At 59.5% G+C, this 21,393-nt stretch carries 18 protein-coding genes; 4 read left to right on the top strand and 14 right to left on the bottom strand.

The window, feature by feature from the left end; all coding sequences use genetic code 11:
- Positions 1-73 precede the first annotated feature (73 nt).
- From BF99_RS0113380 to BF99_RS0113360, 4 genes are all read right to left on the bottom strand, one after another.
- Complete coding sequence (locus BF99_RS0113380; protein ID WP_025771288.1) at positions 74-565, bottom strand: VOC family protein; 492 nt, start codon at positions 563-565, stop codon at positions 74-76.
- Positions 562-2,853 carry an MFS transporter gene (locus BF99_RS23445; RefSeq protein WP_197019143.1) on the bottom strand — a complete coding sequence of 764 codons (2,292 nt, stop codon included), beginning with the start codon at positions 2,851-2,853 and terminating at the stop codon, positions 562-564. The genes BF99_RS0113380 and BF99_RS23445 overlap by 4 nt, the downstream gene beginning before the upstream one ends.
- Positions 2,854-2,892: 39 nt before the next feature.
- Positions 2,893-3,636 carry a uracil-DNA glycosylase family protein gene (locus BF99_RS0113370; RefSeq protein WP_038098371.1) on the bottom strand — a complete coding sequence of 248 codons (744 nt, stop codon included), beginning with the start codon at positions 3,634-3,636 and terminating at the stop codon, positions 2,893-2,895.
- A 363-nt stretch (positions 3,637-3,999) separates the two neighbouring features.
- The gene (locus BF99_RS0113360) at positions 4,000-4,998 is read right to left on the bottom strand and encodes a zinc ABC transporter substrate-binding protein (protein ID WP_051482912.1); all 999 of its coding nucleotides are present in this window, start codon (positions 4,996-4,998) and stop codon (positions 4,000-4,002) included.
- A 567-nt stretch (positions 4,999-5,565) separates the two neighbouring features.
- On the opposite strand from BF99_RS0113360, the gene BF99_RS0113345 reads away from it, so the two are divergent.
- Positions 5,566-6,390, top strand: a complete 825-nt coding sequence (locus BF99_RS0113345) for an ATP-binding cassette domain-containing protein (RefSeq protein ID WP_025771283.1) — start codon at positions 5,566-5,568, stop codon at positions 6,388-6,390.
- Positions 6,368-7,168: an iron chelate uptake ABC transporter family permease subunit gene (locus tag BF99_RS0113340; protein WP_197019148.1), complete on the top strand. Its 801-nt coding sequence runs from the start codon at positions 6,368-6,370 to the stop codon at positions 7,166-7,168. Before BF99_RS0113345 ends, BF99_RS0113340 begins: the two co-directional genes overlap by 23 nt.
- A 364-nt stretch (positions 7,169-7,532) precedes the next feature.
- Here BF99_RS0113340 and BF99_RS0113325 read toward each other — a convergent pair whose 3' ends face one another.
- From BF99_RS0113325 to BF99_RS0113305, 3 genes are all read right to left on the bottom strand, one after another.
- Positions 7,533-9,626, bottom strand: a complete 2,094-nt coding sequence (locus BF99_RS0113325) for a hypothetical protein (protein WP_156013315.1) — start codon at positions 9,624-9,626, stop codon at positions 7,533-7,535.
- Positions 9,627-9,981: 355 nt separating this feature from the next.
- Entirely contained in the window at positions 9,982-11,022 is a 1,041-nt protein-coding gene (locus BF99_RS0113310; RefSeq protein WP_025771278.1) for an Ldh family oxidoreductase, read from the bottom strand.
- Entirely contained in the window at positions 11,019-11,945 is a 927-nt protein-coding gene (locus BF99_RS0113305) for a hydroxyacid dehydrogenase (RefSeq protein WP_025771277.1), read from the bottom strand. Before BF99_RS0113305 ends, BF99_RS0113310 begins: the two co-directional genes overlap by 4 nt.
- Before the next feature lie 663 nt (positions 11,946-12,608).
- On the opposite strand from BF99_RS0113305, the gene BF99_RS23020 reads away from it, so the two are divergent.
- Together BF99_RS23020 and BF99_RS0113285 are read left to right on the top strand one after the other, a co-directional pair.
- The gene (locus BF99_RS23020) at positions 12,609-12,824 is read left to right on the top strand and encodes a hypothetical protein (protein WP_156013314.1); all 216 of its coding nucleotides are present in this window, start codon (positions 12,609-12,611) and stop codon (positions 12,822-12,824) included.
- Between the two features lie 210 nt (positions 12,825-13,034).
- Positions 13,035-14,000 (top strand): 2-hydroxyacid dehydrogenase, encoded by a 966-nt coding sequence (locus BF99_RS0113285; protein WP_025771273.1) that lies wholly within the window; start codon positions 13,035-13,037, stop codon positions 13,998-14,000.
- Between the two features lie 67 nt (positions 14,001-14,067).
- On the opposite strand, the gene BF99_RS22080 is transcribed toward BF99_RS0113285, so the two are convergent.
- The 7 genes from BF99_RS22080 to BF99_RS0113240 all read right to left on the bottom strand — a co-directional run.
- A complete protein-coding gene (locus tag BF99_RS22080) occupies positions 14,068-15,153 on the bottom strand; it encodes a DNA methyltransferase (RefSeq protein WP_025771272.1) in 1,086 nt (361 codons plus the stop codon).
- 13 nt (positions 15,154-15,166) lie between these two features.
- Positions 15,167-16,900: an L-arabinonate dehydratase gene (gene araD / locus BF99_RS0113275; RefSeq protein WP_025771270.1), complete on the bottom strand. Its 1,734-nt coding sequence runs from the start codon at positions 16,898-16,900 to the stop codon at positions 15,167-15,169.
- 156 nt (positions 16,901-17,056) lie between these two features.
- Positions 17,057-17,911 (bottom strand): fumarylacetoacetate hydrolase family protein, encoded by an 855-nt coding sequence (locus BF99_RS0113265; RefSeq protein ID WP_025771269.1) that lies wholly within the window; start codon positions 17,909-17,911, stop codon positions 17,057-17,059.
- 190 nt (positions 17,912-18,101) lie between these two features.
- The gene (locus BF99_RS0113255) at positions 18,102-18,872 is read right to left on the bottom strand and encodes an SDR family oxidoreductase (RefSeq protein WP_025771268.1); all 771 of its coding nucleotides are present in this window, start codon (positions 18,870-18,872) and stop codon (positions 18,102-18,104) included.
- Positions 18,869-19,930, bottom strand: a complete 1,062-nt coding sequence (gene denD / locus BF99_RS0113250; protein WP_197019141.1) for a D-erythronate dehydrogenase — start codon at positions 19,928-19,930, stop codon at positions 18,869-18,871. The genes BF99_RS0113255 and denD overlap by 4 nt, the downstream gene beginning before the upstream one ends.
- 72 nt (positions 19,931-20,002) lie before the next feature.
- Positions 20,003-20,665, bottom strand: a complete 663-nt coding sequence (locus BF99_RS20955) for an SDR family NAD(P)-dependent oxidoreductase (RefSeq protein WP_197019140.1) — start codon at positions 20,663-20,665, stop codon at positions 20,003-20,005.
- A 231-nt stretch (positions 20,666-20,896) separates the two neighbouring features.
- The coding region (locus BF99_RS0113240) for an SDR family NAD(P)-dependent oxidoreductase (protein WP_025771266.1) at positions 20,897-21,393 on the bottom strand (497 nt) is incomplete at its 5' end.

The following is a 21,393-nucleotide window of genomic DNA, read 5'->3' as shown; positions in this document are numbered from 1 at the left end:
ACCGGATCGTCGATGAGACACCGAGATATCGCTTTTTTCATATTCGAAGCGAAGGGTTCGACTTCAAGAAGCGTCATTGGCCACCGGACCATCGGGGATTGAACACAATCTCCCAAAGATGGTGGTCGAGATCGGCAATCCAGGCGCAATATCCGCCCCATCGTTCGTCATGAGGTTCTCGAACGATCCTCGCCCCGGCCCGTTGGGCCAAGGCGCAACGATCCTCGACCTCCGATCGAGAGGCCACATTGCACGAAAGGGTGATGCCGCCGAAGGGATCGTCGCTCGGTTTTTCTCCCGGCGAGGAGGGTGGGCGAGGAAGTCCGGCATAGCGCGCCAGTTCGTTGCGTTGACAAAGGGCCAGCAGGGCCCCGGGCAGTTCGAAATAGATCACCTCTTGCGGCGGGCGGGCGTGGATGAGACCGAATCCCTCGCGATAGAAGCGATCCGCCGATAGGAGATCGCCGACCCCCAAACTCACCACGCTGATCCCGAACCCCGAAGCTTTGGCCGGGCGATCCGCAGGCGCCCGGGACATTTGTCTGGTGGGCGGCCGGATGTTCATGGCTCCAAGCCTTTTTCGAGATCTCCGGTGGCGGGGGCGAACAGATAGCTGCCGGTATCGGGGCGGGAGAAATCGATCAATCGGTCGGATAGACCGTCGCCGGAAACGCCGAACATCCGTTCCAGTTGAATCCGGTGGCGCTCCAAGGCGCAGGCGAAGGATAGAAAATAAAGGCCGCAGCGATCGAGGGTCGCATAAGGCGAGCTGCGCCTAAAGACCTTCAATGCGATCCCGTCCTTTTCGGCATCGGTGCGGGCGACATGCGAATCGGGCGGCATTGCATCGCCTTCGAATTCGATGCTGTCGGCCTTGGTGCGTCCGATGATTTTTTCCTGGGTCTCGATATCGAGGGCTTCGAATTTCTCGAGGTCATGGACCCAGCGTTGCGCCAGCACGAAGGAGCCTCCGGCCCCCGGGCCTTCGGGGACGATGGCGGCATCGATACGGCCTTGGTTGTCGGGAGGGTTGCCGGTGCCGTCTTCGAATCCGATCAGATCGCGGGAGGCGAAGTAGGTGAAGGCCGGCTGCTCCAGCTGCAATTCGAAATCTTGGCGCAAGATTCGATGCAAAGCCAAGGTGCGCGCGACATTCTCGTCCTCGCCGTCGGCCTGCAGCCACAGCCATAGATCGCATTGCGTGGCCGGGGCGACATGGCCTTTGGCCCCTTGAATGGCATGGAAGTCGTCCATCGCAAGGGGAAGGGCATCGGGATTCAGTACCGACCAGAGCCTTCGTCCGAAGGCGATGACGATGCGCTTGGGGGGCGCAGCCGCATCGTCGGCGGCGGCCAAGGCCGAGGCGATGGTTCGGGCCAAGCGTTTTCGCCCGGCGGCATCCGGAGCCCCAATGCAGCGATATTCCAAATAGCGATGAACGCGCGCTCCTTCGGCGAAGATGGCGCTTTGCAATGTCTTGTCCATCGAATGCCCTTTCCTCGGTGGATTTACGGTATCGGCAAAGATCTCCTTTGCCGCGGATTTCGCCGGATCTGCTTGTGTTGGCGATGGTGATCTCGTCGATGAGGGATATGCGGGTGCAATGGCCCGGATCAAGGGTTTGATTCTTCGGATCGTATTTTTTCCTTCGGCCAAAAGCATCGCGGCCAAGCCCCCGATGCCGAAAAGAGCGAAACTGATGGGCAGCAAGAGGATATCCCCATCGAAGGCTCTGGCGGCCAGGCCTCCCAAGACGATCGAGATCAGGGTCGAGAGCGAGGCGACGATGGCCGATCCGATGCCTGCGATATGGCCAAGGGGCTGCATCGCAAGGGCCCCGAGGTTGCCGAAGAGCAATCCGACCAAGGCGAAGATGATCGTCATCCAGATCATGAACGACCACAGCGGGATCTCCCCTTCGAACCACGATCTCCCGATCCATCCCGGCAGCGAGATGAAAACGATGGCGGCGGCGGAGAACAGGCATATCCGCTGCATCCCATAACGCCCCACCAATTTGCCGTTGACGAGGCAGGCCCCGCCGAGGGCCAGCGCAAGCACCCCGAAATAGAGCGGGAAGAGGAGGCCGGTATCGTAGACCTGCTGAAAGATTTGCTGTGCGGTGCTTAAGTAAACGATGAAGGGCGAGAAAACGAAGCCGGTGGCGATGGTGTAGCCAAGAGCGATTCGCAAACGGAAGAATTCCGAAGTCGCTTGCCCGATGGACGATATCGACAACGCCCGGCGGCGATCGGCGAGGAGGGTTTCCGGTTGCCGGAGCCCGAACCAGAGACAGATTCCGGCGGCGAAGACGAAAAAAGCGGCGAAGATTCCCCGCCAGCTCGATAGCAAAAGGATCGTTTGTCCCAAGGCGGGGGCGATGGCGGGGACGATGATGAAGATCGACAGGGCGAACGACATCAATCGGGCCATGACCGGCCCTCGATGGAGATCTCGTACCAGTGCCACCATCACGATCCGTGGCCCGGCGGCTCCGAAACCCTGAAGGATCCGCCCGACGATCATCGTATCGAAATCGGTGGCGATGAAGGAAACGATGCTTCCGATCATGAAGACGAAGAGCCCCGCCAAGATCGCGGGCCTTCGCCCGATGCGATCGGATAGGGGGCCGCAGACCATTTGTCCGAGGGCGAGGCCGGCGAAGAGGGCGATGATGACGAGCTGGATATCGGCGGGGTCGGCCACCCCCAGATCGTTTCCGATGGCGGGCAGGGCGGGCAGCATCGCATCGATCGCCAGCGCCACCAGCGACATCATCGAAGCGATCAAGCAGATGAATTCCCTGGGGCCGAGATCGCTTTTGCCTTCGCTCTTGGGTGGGTTGTCAGTCAAGGCGACCACTCGAGGCATTCCGAAAGAGCCTTGGCATGATCAAAAGGCGATCCCGGCTTCGATCAGCGCATGCTCGAAGGCTTGGGCCCAACCGCGGTTGGCGATCGGGCTTGCGGGGCTTGGATGGGGTGCGTAGTCGATATGCGGCACCTGGTCGCCGAGTGCGGCGCGGGCGCGGATGGTCGCGAATTGGCCGATGCCGATGATGTGTCGAAGCCCGAGATGGCGGGCCACGCGAGCCAGAGCGCGATCGCAGATTGCGAAGAGCGCCTCTCGTTCTCGTGCCGGGAGTTTATCCGGGGTGCGGTTTTTGCCGCTTTCCTCCATGAAGCACAAGGGGCAGTAGTTCCACACGAAGAAGCGTTGAAAAAAATCATCCGGATTGCCGAAACGATCCCGCGCCCAGCCCCAAAGCCTGCGGCCACTCATCTCTCCCCGCCGGCAGTCGAAGCCGTGCACCGGCCGCCGAGGATGCTCGGATTCGGGGCGAAGGACCTTCGCCTCGATTCCCAACCAATCCCGCGTGAGCCCCACATCGCCGAAGGGAACCCCGGTTTGGGCCATCCCGAAAGGGCCGGGATTGATCCCCAGCATCAAGATCGGCGGCTTTGCCTCGGCAGAAAGCGCTCCTCGGCAGCGTTGGAAAAGCCCGAGGTAGCGTCGATGGGGCGCCCAAGCATAGTCCAAAGGGTTATAGACCCGATGGACCGGCGGGGCGAAGCGTAAATCCCCGACATCGCAAGAGAGTTCCTTGGCGATGGCTACCAAAGGCGCTGCGCCCACCGGTCATTCCCCGCCGAACGAAGTCAAGCGGCGGTGACCTGCGGATGCAAGGTTTCCAAGCGATACGCCTTTGTTTTGCCGGTCTTTATCCTCGACCGCTCGGGTGCGAGATCCGCATCGCCCGAAGGAGTGCAGGCTCGATCCACCCAAGAGCCAAGGCTCCGCCCGGGTATCGAGATCGGTGGCGTTTCCTCGGCGAGGGATTCTTTGCGGCATCGAAGGAAAAGCCCGAGATAGCGTTCGTGGAGTGTCCGATCGCATCCCAAAGGGATTTTTGGATCCGATGGACTTTTCGGTGCGAAGTATAAGGCTCGCAGATCGCAAGGGTGTCTCCGGCGGCGATGGCTGTCCCGGGCGATGGATTCATCCCTTCGCCGAGAGGCAGTCGGCGATGGTGGTCCCTAGTCGATCGAGGATATCGAACCAAGCATCCGGCCCCGCTTCGATATCCGCCCCGATGGGGTCGATTTCGGCCGTGCGCGTTTTCGTGCCCTCGATGACCGTGAATGCGAGATCCGGCCTGAACTGGGGTTCGGTGAAGACGCAAGCGATATCGTGTTCGACCAGCGCATTGCGCAAAGCGGTCAAACGCCTCGCACTCGGGCGGCGTTCGGGTCCCAAGGTGATCGCTCCCAATCCTTCGAGATCGAAGGCCCTTTCGAAATACTGATAGGCATCGTGGAAAACGAGGAAAGGCCGATCTCGCACCGCTGCCAAACGCGAACGCAGCCTCATTTCCAAGGCATCGATGCGCTCGATGACGGCGATCTTGTTCCGTTGATAGGTGGCGGCCCGCTCGGGATCCTGTCGAGCGAGGAGATCGGCGACGTGCTCGACGATCCGGCGCGAATTCGCAGGATCGAGCCAGAGATGCCCATCGATTTCACCGGCATGATCGTGTTCGTCGTGCCCGTGTTCGTCGTGCCCGTGTTCGTCGTGCCCGTGCTCGTCATGTCCGTGCTCGTCGTGTCCGTGTTCGTCGTCATCGGCCCAAACCGCACCCTCCCGAAAGCGCAGCAGCGATATCCCCGATACCTCGGTCAAGGCCACGGTTTGGGATTCGTTGCCGAGATTGGCGATGGGGCGCGTAAGGAATCTCTCCATACTCTCACCGATCCAGATGATGATATCCGCCCGATTCAATGCACTGGCCTGTGACGGGCGCATCTGATAGCCATGAGGAGAGGCGCCGCCTTGGATGATCAGCTCGGGCTCGCCCACACCCTCCATCACCGCCTCGACAAGCGAGTGCACGGGTTTGATGCTGACGACGACATCGGGGGCGGAGGCGGCCGACGACGGGCCTGCCATCACCCCGATGCATAAAGCGGTCAAGAGTGAAAAAATCGAGCGATATTTCATTGGATATCTCATTGGATATCGAGTCCTTTTTCTCGATAGTGCCGTCAAAGGGGTGAATCTCCCCCGAGCGAGTCGACACTTGGGCTTGGCTCGCGATCGGCCATCGATCATGTGGGCGGGCTTCCCGGTCTTTTTCGATCCATCGAAGGCGTGTCGAAAAAAGAGAAGGGCAGGTGTTTTCGAGAGTATCCAAGTTCGAAGATGAGGGTCCGAGCCGGAGTCCCGAAGCGGGATCGAACCGGGGGATCATACTTCGAATCGAATAAAAAGTTATAAAAAATCTATTGACAAACTAACGATATGCTGTTTATATTTCCTATTTAGGGTCGTGTAAGATAGGCGGCTGCGAATCCTTGGGTGGTCCAATCGATCCTTTCGCCGCCTTCGAGGCTCGGTTTTTTCGATGCCGGCTAAAATCGATGCCCGATCATCGCTCGATGGGTGCTTGATATTGCATGGTTCGGGCAGGCACCTGCAGGTCTTGCCGGCGCAAAGCGCCGGGTGGCTCGACAAGATCATCGGCATGATATCCGCTCGAGATCCGAGCCTCCAACGAAGGCGATCGAAATGTTCTTTTCGAAGCATGGCGGATCCGCCTTTTCGGCCCCCGAGCAAGACGAGATATTGGTTCAGGCATGCCGAGTGAGCGTTCGCCTCGGGAGGCATGACGTACTCCAAGATGTCGATATTGCGGTGAGAAAGGGGGAGATCGTCACCCTGATCGGTCTCAACGGGGCCGGAAAATCCACATTGATTCGGGTGCTGCTGGGGATCGTTCGACCGCATCTCGGGCAGGTTCGGAGGGTCCCGGGACTGCGCATCGGCTATGCCCCGCAGCATATCCAGCGCGATCCGATCTTCCCGATGACCGTCCGGCGTTTTCTCACGCTCGGAACGAAACCCTCAGATCGAAAATTGGATTCGACCTTGCACGATGTCGGTCTGCTCGACAGAGGCATCTTAGAGCATGCGCTGGCCGAGATTTCCGGCGGAGAGATGCGTCGGGTGTTGTTGGCGCGAGCCCTGCTGCGCAAACCGGATCTGCTGGTTCTCGACGAGCCCTTGGCGGGGGTCGATATCAGCAGCCAGAGTCGGCTCTATCGTTTGATCGCGAATGTGCGGGATGTCCATGGTTGCGGGGTATTGCTCGTATCGCATGATCTGCATATCGTGATGGCGGCGACGGATACCGTGGTTTGCCTCAATCGTCATATCTGCTGTACCGGCCATCCCCAGGTCGTTACCCGCGATCCGGCCTTCGTCGCCTTGTTCGGGGCGCAGATAGCCTTCGAGCGGGCGGTATACCAACATCATCACGACCATCGTCACGATGCGCTCGGGGAGCCGATGCCCCCCGAGACATCGACCGATCATCGCCATGGCACTGGATGATTTTCTGCTAAGGGCCTTTGTCGGCGGCTTGGGCGTGGCCATCGCGGCCGGTCCTGTCGGATGCTTCGTCGTGTGGCGGCGCATGGCCTATTTCGGAGCGGCATTGGCTCATGCGGTATTGCTCGGCGTCGCTTTCGGCTTTCTTTTGCGGATCGATCCCGCCTTGGGAGCGCTGGTGATCTGCCTCCTCTTGGCCGCCGCGCTCACGCTATTGGAACGCCAGCGTCTATTGCCGCTCGATGCCTTGCTCGGGGTGTTGGCGCATGCGGTTTTCGCTGCGGGATATATCGTCATCTCGTTCATGGAAGGAGTCAGAGTCGATCTGATCGGTTATCTCTTCGGCGATATCCTTGCGATCGGGGCGATGGATTTGGTATTCGTTTTCGCCACCGCGGTCCTCACCATACTGGTGATGGCATGGCAATGGCGCAACCTCTTGGCGATCACGATCAACGAGGATTTGGCGGCGGTGGAGGGGGTTCCGGTCGCTCGGACCCGTGCCGTGTTGGTGCTGCTGCTTGCGGCGGTGATCGCGGTGGGGATGAAAATCGCCGGCATGCTGCTGGTGTTGTCGTTGGTGATCATTCCGGCGGCCACCGCCCGCCGTATCGCTGCCACCCCCGAGCGGATGGTGGTTGCCGCAGCGGGTATCGGGGGACTATCGGTGATTGTCGGCCTTTATGCTTCGCTGTGGTGGGATGTACCCGCCGGCCCGGCGATCGCCCTTTTTTCCAGCATCTTGTTCATCGTCGGCCTGCTCTTCCCCGCTCGAGGATGACCCATCGGCGAGCGCGCGGTTCCGGCGTTTTCTCCGCCGAGGCAAAGTCCATGCAGGATCGTTATCGTCCTTTAAAAAGCCTTGATCTGGATCATCGCCGTCGAGGTCGTTATTTCGCCGATCGTCAAGGGGCCGGTCTCGGTGCCGGATATTTTATCGACGCCAAGCAGATGAAGAGGCGGGTTATCGGATAAGGGGCTATCGAATAAGCATCGATCGAATAGGGGTCGATCGAATAAGGACAAGGTGGCTTTGCCGGCATCCGCCGCTATTCGATAATGAAAAATCCCCCGAGACCCGAGCCGAAGAGCCGAGTCTCGAGGGATCAGTCGTGCACCCCGAGCGTTTGGGCGATGCGGTTTTTCTAGCCTCCGCTTGCGCTGTTGTTGACCAGCGCTCCACCTCCGCCGGTGCGGGTCAATATCTGCACGCTAAAGGGCTGATCCGATCGCATCTCGCAAGACATCAGCGATCCCTGTTGCCATTGGTAAGCGATGATCTCGGCCAGCGCTTGTGTCTGGAGGTGATGGACCGTATTTCTTTCGATGATGCCGAGATTTCCATCGCGTCTCACTCCTTCGTCATCGAAACAGGAGACGGATGTTTCGCTACAGCTGCGACCGCCGGTGGCGGCGCAGAGGATGCGGATATTGGAACCGTCCGCGCTCAACGGGGAGGGGATCGAGGCGATCTCGGCCTGAAAATAGGACCCACCGGCGGCATTGCGGATCTCTCGGCTCATGATCGCCGCGCTGTTGTTGACCAATACCCCGTCGCCGGAGCGGGTCCATACCAAAGCCGCGACCTTCGAATGGCTACGAATGGAGCAAGACAGGCGGCCTTTGTTTTCCCAAGATCCGCCGGTGATATCGACGATATCCCGGGCATTGAGGGTCGTGGATCCCCATGCCGGGATCGGCGCTCCCATCCGCCCTTCGAACTTCGTACCGTCCGTTTGGGCTTGGCAGTCGAGGTAGACGGGACATTGGTCGTCTTGCAGACAGCGCAGGCGCACGATGGCTTGGTCTTGCGCAGTGACGGGAGGGATGGCCAAGGCGTAGGTTTGCACCACCCATGTTTTCGGATCGTTCGGATCCGTGGGCTTGTCGCCACCGCCGCCACCCGAGCCATCGCCGGTACTGATGATGATGGGGATCGTTCGGTCGATATTGCTGTATTCGGAAGGGGCGCCGATGGCTTTGACGATGATATTGCCGGTTTCAGCCTCTTTATCGGCTTCATCGGGCACGCTCAAAGTGAATGTCTGGGGGGATTGCCAATTCGAGCTGCTGAAATTGATCGTCGATGGGATGAACCGTATCGAATCGGAAAGCGTGTGAGAGAGCGACACCGAGAAGGGGGAGGAGGGATTCGATGAGATGGTGGCTTCGAATACGATGTCCTGACCTCGATCGGAGATGATGGTCCTGTTGCCGACCGGTGCGCCCCCCGACGTGATTTTCAAGCCGGAGTCATCGTCGTCACCGATGGTCAAAGAGAGGCGTCTTTGCGTTCCATCGTAGTTGCTGCCGCCGGTGGGGGTCAAGATGATCGTACCGGTGACTTCGGGGTCGACGATATTGTCCATCATCGGAGTGATGGTGATTTCTTGACCCGTACCGTAGTTGCCGCCGCTGTCAGTCCGGCCGCCGCTGGTGAAGGTCAAAGTGGAGGGGCTGACGACGACATCGGAATTGGGAATGTCGGTGGTGATGGATAAGGTCACATCCACGGTCGGGTTGGAATCCAAATGGACCATGAACGTCGAAGTGTTGCTCTCGGTGATATCGATGGAGGATATGTTGATGGCTTGCCCGTTGACCGTCCTCGATACGACGATACTGCCCGCTTCGATCTTTTCCTGCCGGTTCACAATAGTCCCGATGGGTTCGCAACTGGCATCTAGCCCACCGAAACGGTCCAATTCACATTTTTTATATCCCGATCTCCATTGGAGATCGTCATCGTCGTATTCGGCGCACCAGACAAGCCCGATGCTGGTCATATCAGAGGTAATGGTATTGGAATTCTTGTCGATATTCATCTTGGTGTTTCTAAGGGCATCAAGGGGATCGCAATCATTCGGTGTCCCGACGAGCCTATACAATACGATTTCCTCGGTCGAGCCTGGTTTTATTATCTCACGGCATTCCAGTCCCTTAGAGTAGTTATCGTCAGACCCGACGATACCCTCGGGTCCGGCAAAGTACACTAGGTCATCGTCAGTTAGGTGTTCATCGAAGAAGCCGATGCACTCGTGGGCGGGCTCCACCGGTTGCGCTGCCGCCGGTCCGGTTGCGATGAAAAGCCCGATCAAGACGAGCCTTGCGATCGAAAGAGGGGATTTCTCAAGAAAACGGGCTGCAAGAGGATGCAAGGCGAGACAACTCGAAGCGGTCGGACCGCTTGCGTGCTTGTCGGTTTCGGCGTATCTCGCCATGAACGGGTTGGTCTTCATCCTCATGACTCCCTTCGATTCGTGATGATGGGGCGATTCGCTTCGATGCCGATATCGCCATTATCTCGGATAGAACCTTATGACAGCGTTGAATCGCCTTTGGCTTCGGCAAAAAGATACCCCGTCAAAGAACGTTTTTCTCGCTCTCATACAAGGGGATCGAGGCTTTTTCGGATCCTCGATCTTGCGTAGTATAAGGGCGATTGTCCCTTTATCATCGTAATGGTACTTGAATTGCGCTCGGATGCAACATCGACGGCGCACCGGACGCATCTTTTCTTGCCTTGGATAAAACCGCCGTTCGTTTGGGGACTCGAAGGAATTCGAGCGATTTTCCTTGGATTGAAGGTGGATGTCACTTGGACCGCCGCTCTTGTCGGGCCGCCGCTCTCGCCGAGAGATCGGCATGGAGAGCGGTGGGTATGGAAATACCGTTCTTTCGGCTTTTTTCGCGGGCGAGATGTCGCGTCGCCCCCGGCAGGCGGACGCCGGGCTGGGCGAGCATGGCTCGGGACAGGCATTCGACGCGATCGATGAAATCCCCGCCGGGGGCGATCTTCGGATCCACGAGAACGAAGGATTGAGCGATGCGCGCCGGCGGTCCATCGGGGGTGAAAAAGGAGCCGGCTTCGAAGCCGAGATTCGAACTCGCCAAGGCCGCGGTGATCAATTCGACGATCATCGCCAGCGCCGCGCCCTTCGCCCCTCCGATCGGAGCCATCGTACCCTCTTCGAGGGCGATGACGGGGTCGGTGGTGGGTTGGCCCTTGGCATCGAGCGCCCAATCGGCAGGGATCGACTCCTTGCGCTTGGCCGCCAGCATCACCTTGCCGCGGGCCACCCGAGCCAGCGAAAGATCGATGACCAGAGCGGGGGGATGGCGGCGAGGGCAGGCGAAGGCCACGGGATTGGTCCCGAAAGTGCCGACGCTACCTCCCCATGGGGCGATCCCCGCCGGGGAATTGCTGAAAGCCAAGGCCATCAGTCCTTGATCGGCGAGCCTCTCGACATGGTGACCGATCGCCCCTGCATGATGGGAGTTCGCGATCAACGCGAAAACGCAGCCGTTTTCCTCGATCTTTTCCGAAGCCCGGGCCAGTGCGACGTCGATGGCGGGGTAGGCGAATCCGTTGCCGGCATCGACGGCAACGACCGCATTTCTCGGCGAAGCGCAGCTCGGCACGGCATATCCGTCCACCTTTCCCGACAATGCCTGGTCGGCATAGAAAGGTATCCTCGAGACTCCGTGCGATGCGATCCCGTCGGCGTCGGCCGCCACCAGTGCATCGGCCACGCAGCGGGCGTTATCCTCGGCGATCTGAGAAGCGCTCAAAGCCTTTGCGGCCAGCGCTCTTAGATCGTCGATGCTCAGTGTGCAAAGGGTGTTTTCGTTCATGCCAAAGCGCTTCGTATGCGTGATGCGATCAAAGACCCGACGCGGATGCCTGCCTCTCGGGTGAGGCCGGCGATATGCGGTGTCAGGTAAAGGCCGGGGGCGTCGATCAAGGCAGAATCGGCGGTCAGGGGCTCGTCTTCGAAGACATCGAGGGCGGCGCCGCCGATGCGTCCCGAATTCAATCCTTGAATCAAAGCGTTTTCATCGACGACCCCGCCGCGAGCGGTATTGATGAGATAGGCTCCGGCCTTCATCGCCGCGATCTGATGCTCTCCGATGAGATGTCGGGTGGCATCGGTCAAAGGGATATGCAGGCTTACCACGTCGCTGACTTCGAGCAATGCCATGAGCGGATCCATGCGCCGGACCTTCGTCCTTTGCCAAGCCTCGTCATCGGCGGAAAGGAAAGGATCGAAGGCGACGACTTCCATGCCCAGCCCCTTGGCCCGCTCGGTGACGGCGCGGCCGATGGCCCCCAAACCGACGATACCCAGCGTCTTGCCGCTGGCCTCGCTTCCCACCATTTCGTTTCTCGGCCAATGGCCCGCTCGCATCCGATCGCCGCAGTGGAATGCGCCGCGCAGCATGATCAAGATGGCGGCGATGACATATTCCGCCACGGCGACCACATTCGCGCCGGTGGCGGGATAGACGGAGATCCCGCGCTCGGCGCAGGCATCGGTATCGATATTATCAAGCCCGACTCCGAGTCTTCCGATGGCCACGAGGCGCGGAGCGGCATCGAGCAGGCGGGTATCCACGAGGGTGCGGTTGCGTACGATCAAGGCTCTCGATGAGCCGGAGAGGGCCGCGATCTCCGCCGGGGATTCGTGCAGGTCCGGCGCATAATGCACATCGAAGCCATCGCGCAAAGAGGCGACGGCATCTTCGTCCATGAATTCGGTGATCAGGATATCGCTCATCGCTCTTTATCGTCTTTTGGAAAATGTCCTTTTACGGTAAGGCCCCGAGCCTTGGGCGGCAAAGCATGCGGCCAAACGTTGACGGAGCCTTGTTCTTGGCCCGGCATCGCTATGATATCAGGTATGCGAGGTGATGGCGGATGTCGAGCGAGCGATATTGTGATCGATAGCGTGATCGATATCGCATCGAGCGATGCCGAAGGATCGGTATCCGATCCAAATCAGATCCACATCCGACCGACATCGAAGCCGAGCCCTCGAAAGCCGTGAAAGGGATTTTGAAGGGCAATCATAGGCGTTTGCGATACATTGTCGGTTGCGCTCGTTGCTATTTGTCGAAAAGCGAAGCCAAGGTCTTAAGGTGCCGGAAGTAAAATGCGGCGATATCGGGGCAAGGGCATCAGGGCCGAGGGTTTCAAGGCTCTTGACCGAGGCGTTCGAAAACCGAAGATCGATGGATATCGGGATCGTCGGCTCGAAGCCGATGCGCTCGATACGCCGATCGAGCCCGATGCGAAAGAACGACCGAGCGGCTTTCTCGGGATAAAGGCACGATGGCGGGGGTCATGGAGATGATCGCTAACGAAACCATCGAGCGGGTCGCCTTCGATCTGACGTGTCGGGCGGCGAAGGCGAAAGTGATCATCCATCGGCAAAGGGAGGATGAGCCAAGAGGATTATCTGCGCTGCTTCGTCCCTGCAAGAGCGGTCTATCTGGCCACCGTCGGCGATGGAACCGGTGCTTTGTTGGGTCGAGGCATTCGCCGGGTGAAAGAAGTGCACTGGTTGGAAGAGATCGGAGTCGGCCTAGGCCTTGTGGGTTTTCGAGGTGGAGAATTTCGATCCCTTCCTCGTCGATGGCGATCTTTCGGGGAATAGCCTGTTCGAGGAACAAGGGCGCAAGATCAACGAAAATCTCGAACGGATCGATTCGGGCCTTCGACTCGGACCTTCGACTCGGGCCCTTCGCCGCTATGGTGAAAGCGACGATCGAAAGGAATATCCGATCCGATCCGCATCATCCATCCTCGATCCTATCCGACATCTTTTTTGCTCACTGTCCTTCTTGGCTTTTGGAGATCCTCATCGATGAGCGATACCCCTCCCGCCGTTCTTTGCACCCGTCGGTTGCCGCTCGAAGTCGAAGAGCGTCTTTCTCGCAACTACCGAGCCCGGCTCAACTTGGAAGATCGTCTTTATGACGAAGACGGGATGGTCGCCTCGAGCGAAGGATGCGATGCGATCTTGGCCGCCGGGGGCGATTGCCTGCATGCTCGCACCATCGATCGCCTGCCGGATAGCGTGCGGATCATCGCCACTTATTCCGTAGGCTACGAGCATATCGCGGTGGATAGGGCCAAGGCCCGGGGTATCGTGGTCACCCACACCCCCAATGTGCTCGATGACGCCACCGCCGATGTCGCGATGCTTTGCCTGCTCGGGGCGGCGCGCCGGGGAGCGGAGGGCGACAAAATGGTGCGCGAGGATGCTTGGAAGGGCTGGCATACCGGATTGTTGGTCGGGGTGCATGTGACCGGCAAGCGTTTGGGGATTTACGGCATGGGGCGTATCGGGCGGGCGGTGGCGCAGCGGGCCCGAGGGTTCGATATGGAGATTCATTATTACAACCGCCGCCGGCTGCCGTCGGATCTGGAATCGGGGGCCATCTATCATGAATCGCCGGAATCGATGCTCAGGGTGAGCGATTTCCTGTCGATCAACGCCCCTTCGAGCCCCGAGACCCGCGGCTTTTTGAACGCACAAAGCATCTCCTTGCTACCCGAAGGAGCGGTGGTGGTCAATACCGCCCGCGGCGATCTGATCGATGACGATGCATTGATCGATGCCCTGCGCTCGGGCAAGGTCGCCGCCGCCGGGCTCGATGTCTTCGCCAACGAGCCTGCCATCGACGCTCGTTATCGGGAGCTGAAAAACACTTTCCTGCTTCCGCATATCGGTAGCGCCAGCGTCGAGACCCGCAACGCGATGGGTTGGTGCTGTCTTGATAATCTGGACGCCTTTTTCGCCGGCAATCCATGCCCGAATGCGCTATGAGAGCGAAGCCTTCCGGGTTTTTGTCGCCCGCCGCTATGAATACCTCCCGCCCCTCGCTGCGGATGCTTTATCGATTCCGGTAGAGATATCCCATCTGCCGGTTCTTGCGACGCAAACCGGAAAGCGTCAAGACATGACCTTTGAGTCGATTGCAGGGGCCGCATAACAAGATGCGATTGCCGATGTGATTGATACCGCCGTCGGCGCGGGGGGTGTTGTGATCCAGTTCCAAATAACGGGGATCATCGAAGGGGCGGTCGCAGCCTTGGCATCGCAACCCCTGTTGGTCGATTAAATAATCGTACATCTCGGCGCGGCTCATCTTCCTTCCCTCCGGTTCCAAGATGCGCTTTTTGACACGCAAAAAGGGAGCGGCCTCTTCGCCATCGTCCGTGCGCTGTAAGGGCTGTTTCGTATAGTGCAGATCGTTCCAAGTCCCGTCTTTCTCGTCGGGATTGCCGATGCCCTCGTTCTTGAACCGCTCCAGCACGATTTGATGCGCCTGCTGCCAAATATCGATCCCCACCCATTGCCTTCCCAAACGCTCGGCGGCCACGAGCGTGGTGGCGCAACCACAAAATGGATCCAGCACCACATCCCCCTCTTTGGAGGATGCTTTGATGATGCGTTCATATAAAGCCAAGGGCTTTTGCGTAGGCCAGCCGATCCGTTCCGATTTGATGCGACCGACCGGAGAAAAATCGCTCCACCACGACTCCGGCACTTTTCCGTCTTGGCTCAAGGTCGCTGCTTGCTTGAAGATCCCGGAGGTTTTTCCGGTCGATAATTTGTTGTAGGGTATTTTGATATCCTCGAGGTTGAATACCCAATCGTCGGATTTTGAGTAAAAGAAAAGAATATCGTGCTTTCTCGGGAAATATCGTTTGTTATTCCCGGGTCCCGTATAACACCAGACGATCTCGTTTTTGAAATTCCGATGACCGAAGATGGAGTCGAGGATCATCTTCAGATAGTGCGAGGCGGTGGGATCGCAATGCAGATAAAGCGATCCGGTGGGTTTCAAAATGCGATGCATCGCCAACAGCCGCACCGCGATAAAACATAAAAACGCTCCCATCGAATCCGAGTGCGCCCTTCGAGCGCTGCCGATGATCTCCATCACCCTCGGGTGATCGTCCGCGATATCATCCAACGAGTGCGAATCCTCAGTGGCTTTCCCGGGGTACGGCGGCACCGCTGGAGCCGACCAGAAAATCCAGATCCGCGCCGGTATCGGCTTGCATGACATGGTCGATATAGAGCTTCAAATAGCCTCGATCCGAATGCGCAGCGGGGGGCGTCCATGCCGCCCGGCGGCGAGCGAGTTCCTCTTCGTCGATGTGCAGCACCAAGCGACGGGCGGGAACGTCGAGTTCGATCTCGTCCCCGTTGCGCACCAAGGCCAAAGGCCCTCCGGCGGCCGATTCCGGCGCGGTGTGCAGCACCACGGTGCCGAAGGCGGTGCCGGACATGCGGGCATCCGAGATGCGCACCATGTCGCTCACCCCCTGTTTGAGCAACCGGGCAGGGAGTCCCATATTGCCGGTTTCGGGGAAGCCGGGGTAGCCCTTCGGCCCGCAGCCTTTGAGCACCAAGACGCTATCGGCATCGACGTCGAGATTCGGATCGTCGATCCTCGCCTTGTAATCGTCGATATCTTCGAAGACCACCGCCTTGCCGCGATGGCGCATGAGTTCGGGGCTGGCGGCGGAGGGTTTGATGATGGCCCCGTCGGGAGCCAGATTGCCGTTGAGAACGACGATGCCGCCTCGGTCCTTGAAGGGTTTGTCCAAGGGAAAGATCACGTCGCGATTCCAGCATTTGGCGTCCTTGACGTTCTCCCACAGGGTATGACCGTTGACGGTGAGGGCATCTCGATTCAGCAGCCCGCCCTCGCCCAGCTCCCGCAGCACCACCGGTAGTCCGCCGGCGTAGTAAAAATCCTCCATCAGATATTTGCCCGAGGGCATCAGGTTGACGATGCAGGGCACCTCCTGTCCGAGGGCATCCCAATCGGCCAGATCGAGATCGACCCCCAATCGCCCCGCCAGTGCCAGCAGATGGACCACGGCGTTGGTCGATCCGCCGATGGCGCCGTTGGTGCGGATGGCATTTTCGAAGGCCTCTCGGGTGAGGATCTGCGACATGCGAAGGTCCTGCTCGACCATTTCCACGATGCGTCTTCCCGCCAGATGCGCCAGCACATTGCGTCTTGAATCGGCGGCGGGGATGGCGGCGTTGGTCGGCAAGGCGATCCCCGACGATTCCGCCATGCTGGCCATGGTCGAGGCGGTGCCCATCGTCATGCAATGGCCGACCGAGCGCGACATGCAGGCCTCGGCGTCCATGAACTCGCCCATCGACATCTCACCGGCGCGCACCATATCCTCGAACTTCCACACATGGGTGCCGGAGCCGATTTGCTGATCGCGAAAGCGGCCGTTGAGCATCGGTCCGCCGGACACCGCGATGGTCGGCAGATCGCAGCTCGCCGCCCCCATCAGCAAGGCGGGGGTGGTCTTGTCGCAGCCGACCAGCAAGACCACGCCGTCGATGGGGTTGGCGCGGATGGATTCCTCGACATCCATGCTGACGAGATTGCGAAAGAGCATCGTCGACGGGCGCATCAGGGTTTCGCCCAAGGACATCACCGGAAACTCCAGTGGAAAGCCCCCCATCTCGTAGACCCCGCGCTTGACGCGCTCGGCGAGCACCCGAAAATGGGCGTTGCAAGGGGTCAGTTCGGACCAGGTATTGCAAATCCCGATCACCGGTCGCCCATCGAAAAGATGATGCGGCAGCCCTTGGTTCTTCATCCAGCTCCGATGGTGGAAGCCATCCTTGCCATCCTTGCCGAACCATTCGGCACTGCGGCGCCGGACGTTTTTCTTTGCGCTCATCTTCGCTTCTCGCTTCGGTGGGATTGGTCTCGATCCGATAGAGGATCATATCGAGCGGGGCGGGGCGAAGCCCTGTGCCTCAAGGTGTGCAGGGCATGCGATCCCCGTGCTTTTTTTCGATCTTTATTTCGACGATGCGCCTTCATCTTGGCCGGTCTATCGGTCCCCCGGCCAAGCCAAGACCCGCTGACGCTGCACCCCCAAGCCCTCGACCCCCAGCCGCATCACATCCCCCGCCTTGAGGTAGACGGGAGGCTTTTGCCCGAGACCGACCCCGGGCGGAGTGCCGGTGGGGATGATATCCCCCGGCATGAGCGTGGTATGACGGCTGATATAGCTGACGATCGTCGCTATATCGAAGATCATCGTGCGGGTATTGCCCTTCTGATAGGGGTGATTGTTCACCTCCAGCCACAGATCCAGATCGCTCGGATTGGTGATCTCGTCTTTGGTCGCCACCCAAGGCCCGATGGGAGCGAAGGTATCGGCGCTCTTGCCCTTGACCCACTGACCGGTGCCCTCGAGCTGGAACGCCCGCTCCGAGACATCGTTGACCAAGCAGTAGCCGGCGACATGGTCCAAGGCGGATTCCTTGTCGACATAACTCGCCCGAGTCCCGATGACGATGCCGAGTTCGACCTCCCAATCGGTCTTGACCGAATCCTTGGGCATGATCACATCGTCTTCCGGCCCGCAGATGGCGGTGGTCGATTTCATGAAGAGCACCGGCTCTTCGGGGATGGGTTGGCCGGATTCAAGCGCATGATCGGTGTAGTTGAGCCCGACGCAAAGCAGTTTGCCGACATTGGCAACCGGACAGCCCAAGCGAGTGCCCGAGGGGATGAGAGGCAACGATTTGTAATCGATCTCGCTGAGTTTCCCCAAACCGGAGGGCGAAAGCGCTTGGCCGTCGATATCATCGACATGCCCTTCGAGGCTGCGAATCTTGCCGCTGAAGTCGATGAGTCCGGGTTTTTCGCTGCCCGGGGAGCCATATCGAACCAGTTTCACTGAATATCTCCTTTATGAATCGGATCAAGCGGAAAAAAGAGGCGAAACACCATCGATGGACGATGCGATGCGTTGCGAACGAGATGCGAACGAGATGCGATATCGTCCCCACGGCGGTTGGCGTTTTATCGAAAAGCCGTAAAAGAGCGGGTGATCCCCTTTCAAGCAGGCAAAGCAATCGATCCCCTCTTCAAAGGCTCATGCCTCCATCGGCGACGAAGGTTTGGCCGGTGGTGAAGGCGGATTCGTCGCTGCCCAAGTGGACGGCGATGGCCGCGATTTCCTGCGCCGTTCCCAAGCGCCCCATCGGCTGACGATCGATGAAGGCTTGTCTTACCGCATCCCCCCCTCCCAAGGCATCGATGCGTTCGTCGAGCGAAGGGGATTGCACGGTGCCGGGGCAAATCGCATTGATGCGAATTCCTTGCCGGACGAAGTCCACGGCGATCGATTTGACGAGCCCGATCACCGCCGCTTTGGAGGCGCCGTAAACGCAGCGATTCGGAGCCGAATGCAAACTGGAGACGATGGAGGAAATGCCGATGATCGATCCGCCCCCCTGTTCGATCATCCCCGGCAGCACCGCCCGTATCACCCGATACATCGCCTTGATATTGAGGTCGAAGGAAAAATCCCACGCCGCCTCGTCGCAGTCCAAGACGGTGCCGTGGTGTACATAGCCGGTGCAACTGGCAAGGACATCGAAAGGACCGCCACTTTCGACGACGCTCCGGATCGCCTCGCCGTCGCAGGCATCGAGGGCAAGGGTCTCGATACCATCGACCCCCGCCAGCCCTTTGAGCCCTTGGGCGTTGATGTCGGTTGCCAGTACCTTGGCTCCCTCGAAGGCGAAGGCCCGGGCGATGGCTTCGCCGATCCCTTGCGCCGCCGCCGTCACCAAGACCCTTTTGCCGGCGAGACGGCCATCGGCTTTCGAGGCAGTGGAATGCGCTTCGTTCATCGATTCGCTCCGATTGATGTGGGGGGTTGCCCGCCGAGATCGTCGGCGATGAAGGCCTCGATGACGCTTCGAAAATCAGGGTCGGGGGAAAAGCCCAGTTTGAGGGCGCGCTCGGGCGAGAATTCCGTGGCCCAGCCGGAGACGATCCGCTCGATGAAGGGATCGATATGGAAATTCAGCCGATCGGTGATCCGGCTTCCGGCCACCGCCCGCAGGTCGTCGATCATCTCATCGACGCTTGCCGTCATCCCCGGCAAATTCAGACTCCGATTCATGCCGAAAGCCCCGGCCGGAAGGCTCGCCGCGTGCAGGAGGTTTTTGACCGCTTGGCGAGGGGAAAGGAGCCACACGCGGGTCTCGCGGGAGACGGGGCAGGTATAGGGGCGACCCTCCAAGGGTTCGCGGATGATCGCGCTGGCAAAAGATGAAGCCGCGGCATTGGCCTTGCCGGGACGCACCACCACCGTCGGCAGGCGCAAGGACCGACCGTCGAGGAAGCCGCGGCGGCTGTAATCGTGGAGCATCAGTTCGATGGCCGCTTTTTGCGATCCATAAGAGGTTTGGGGGGTGAGGATCGCCGAATCCGGGATTGTCTTCGGCATCTCTCCGCCATAAGCGGCAACGCTGCCGGCGAAGACCAAGCGCGGTGTTTGGCCGCTTTCCCGAAAGGCCTCGAGGAGTTGCAGCGATCCGTGAAAGTTGATGCGCATCCCCAAGTCGAAGTCTCGCTCCGCCTCCCCGCTAACCACTGCGGCCAGATGAAAGACGAGATCGGGACGACTCTCGGCGAGATTGGCGGCGACTTTCAAGTCCCCGATATCGCCTTGTCCGGGGCCGATGCGCTCTTCGATGCGCGGATCATCGGGCAGGGGGGAAAGCCCGGGGCCGATATCGCTGATGACGATGCGTTCGATCTCGCGCTCTTGGTTATCGGCATCGACCATCTTGCCCCGCTCCAAGAGAGTCGAGAGCAGCCGTCTTCCGATAAAGCCGTTACCACCGGTGATCAGAATTTTCAATCTCGCCTCCTTAGCGTTTATATCGATGCTTGCGTTCACATCGATCTGGAAGTTCTCATCCGGAGATCGACTGCACGATCGCCTGTCAAAACTTCGGGCGATGCGCCGATATCAGTAGGTCGCTCGGCCTCCGCTCAGATCGAAGACCGCGCCGGTGGTGAAGGAGTTTTCCTCCGAGACCATCCAGGCCACCATCCCGGCGGCCTCGGGCAAAGAGAGAAAGCGGCCGCGCGGAATCTTCGAAAACATGGAATCGATAAACGACGGCGAAACCTGATCCAAGATGCGGGTTCTCGCCGCCGCCGGCGTGATGCAGTTGACGGCGATGTCTTTGTCCGCGGTCTCTTTGGCCAGCGATTTCGTCAGCGCGATCACCCCCGCCTTGGCCGCGCTGTAAGCGCAGGCATCGGCATTGCCCTCCTTGCCCGCGATCGATGCCATATTGACCATGCGCCCGTAGTTGCGCTCTCGCATGTGGGGCAAGGCGGCGCGGGCGCAGTAATAGACGCCGTTGAGATCCACATCGATCACCGCCCGCCAATCATCCAAGGGGTATTCCCACGAAGGCATCGTCGGGCCTGCGATACCGGCGTTGTTGACCATGATATCGATGCATCCGAGGTCTTGCACCGCCATGGCAAAGGCGCTCATCACCGCTTCGGCGTCGGTGACATCCACCGCCGAATGCCGCAGATCGCCCTCCCTGCCTTGGCGGGAGGTCAAGATCTCCTGCGAGGCGCTCTCGGCCAAGTCTCGATCCCTATCCCAGATCATCACCCTCGCCTAGCAATCGAGCAGGCGCTCGGCGATGCACCGCCCGATACCTTGAGCTCCGCCGGTGACGATGGCGTTGCGCGTTCGAAGATCGATGGCATTCATTTCGTTCTCATCGTCCCCGATCGAAGGGATCGAAATCTCCATCCCCGCCTTTTTGCGCCGTGATCGCTATGCGCTTACCGCGAACGGGCTGTCGAAATCACGAACGAGGGGTGGATGAGCCGAATATCAATAAGTCGCTCGACCTCCGCTTAGATCGAAGACCGCGCCGGTGGTGAAGGAGTTTTCCTCCGAGACCATCCAAGCCACCATCCCGGCGGCTTCGGGCAAGGAGAGAAAGCGGCCGCGCGGGATCTTCGAGAGCATGTAATCGATATGCGATTGCGAGATTTGATCGAAGATGCGGGTTCTCGCCGCCGCCGGCGTGATGCAGTTGACGGCGATATCTTTGTCCGCGGTCTCTTTGGCCAGCGATTTCGTCAGTGCGATCACCCCCGCCTTGGCCGCGCTGTAAGCGCAGGCATTGGGGTTGCCCTCCTTGCCCGCGATCGATGCCACATTGACCATGCGCCCGTAGTTGCGCTCTCGCATGTGGGGCAAGGCGGCGCGGGCGCAGTAATAGACGCCGTTGAGATCCACATCGATCACCGCCCGCCAATCATCCAAGGGGTATTCCCACGAAGGCATCGTCGGGCCTGCGATACCGGCGTTGTTGACCATGATAT

Origin of the sequence: Thioalkalivibrio sp. HK1, assembly GCA_000583135.1 — a bacterium.
Taxonomy (GTDB): Bacteria; Pseudomonadota; Gammaproteobacteria; order HK1; family HK1; genus HK1.
This window is presented reverse-complemented; position numbering and strand designations above follow the sequence as displayed.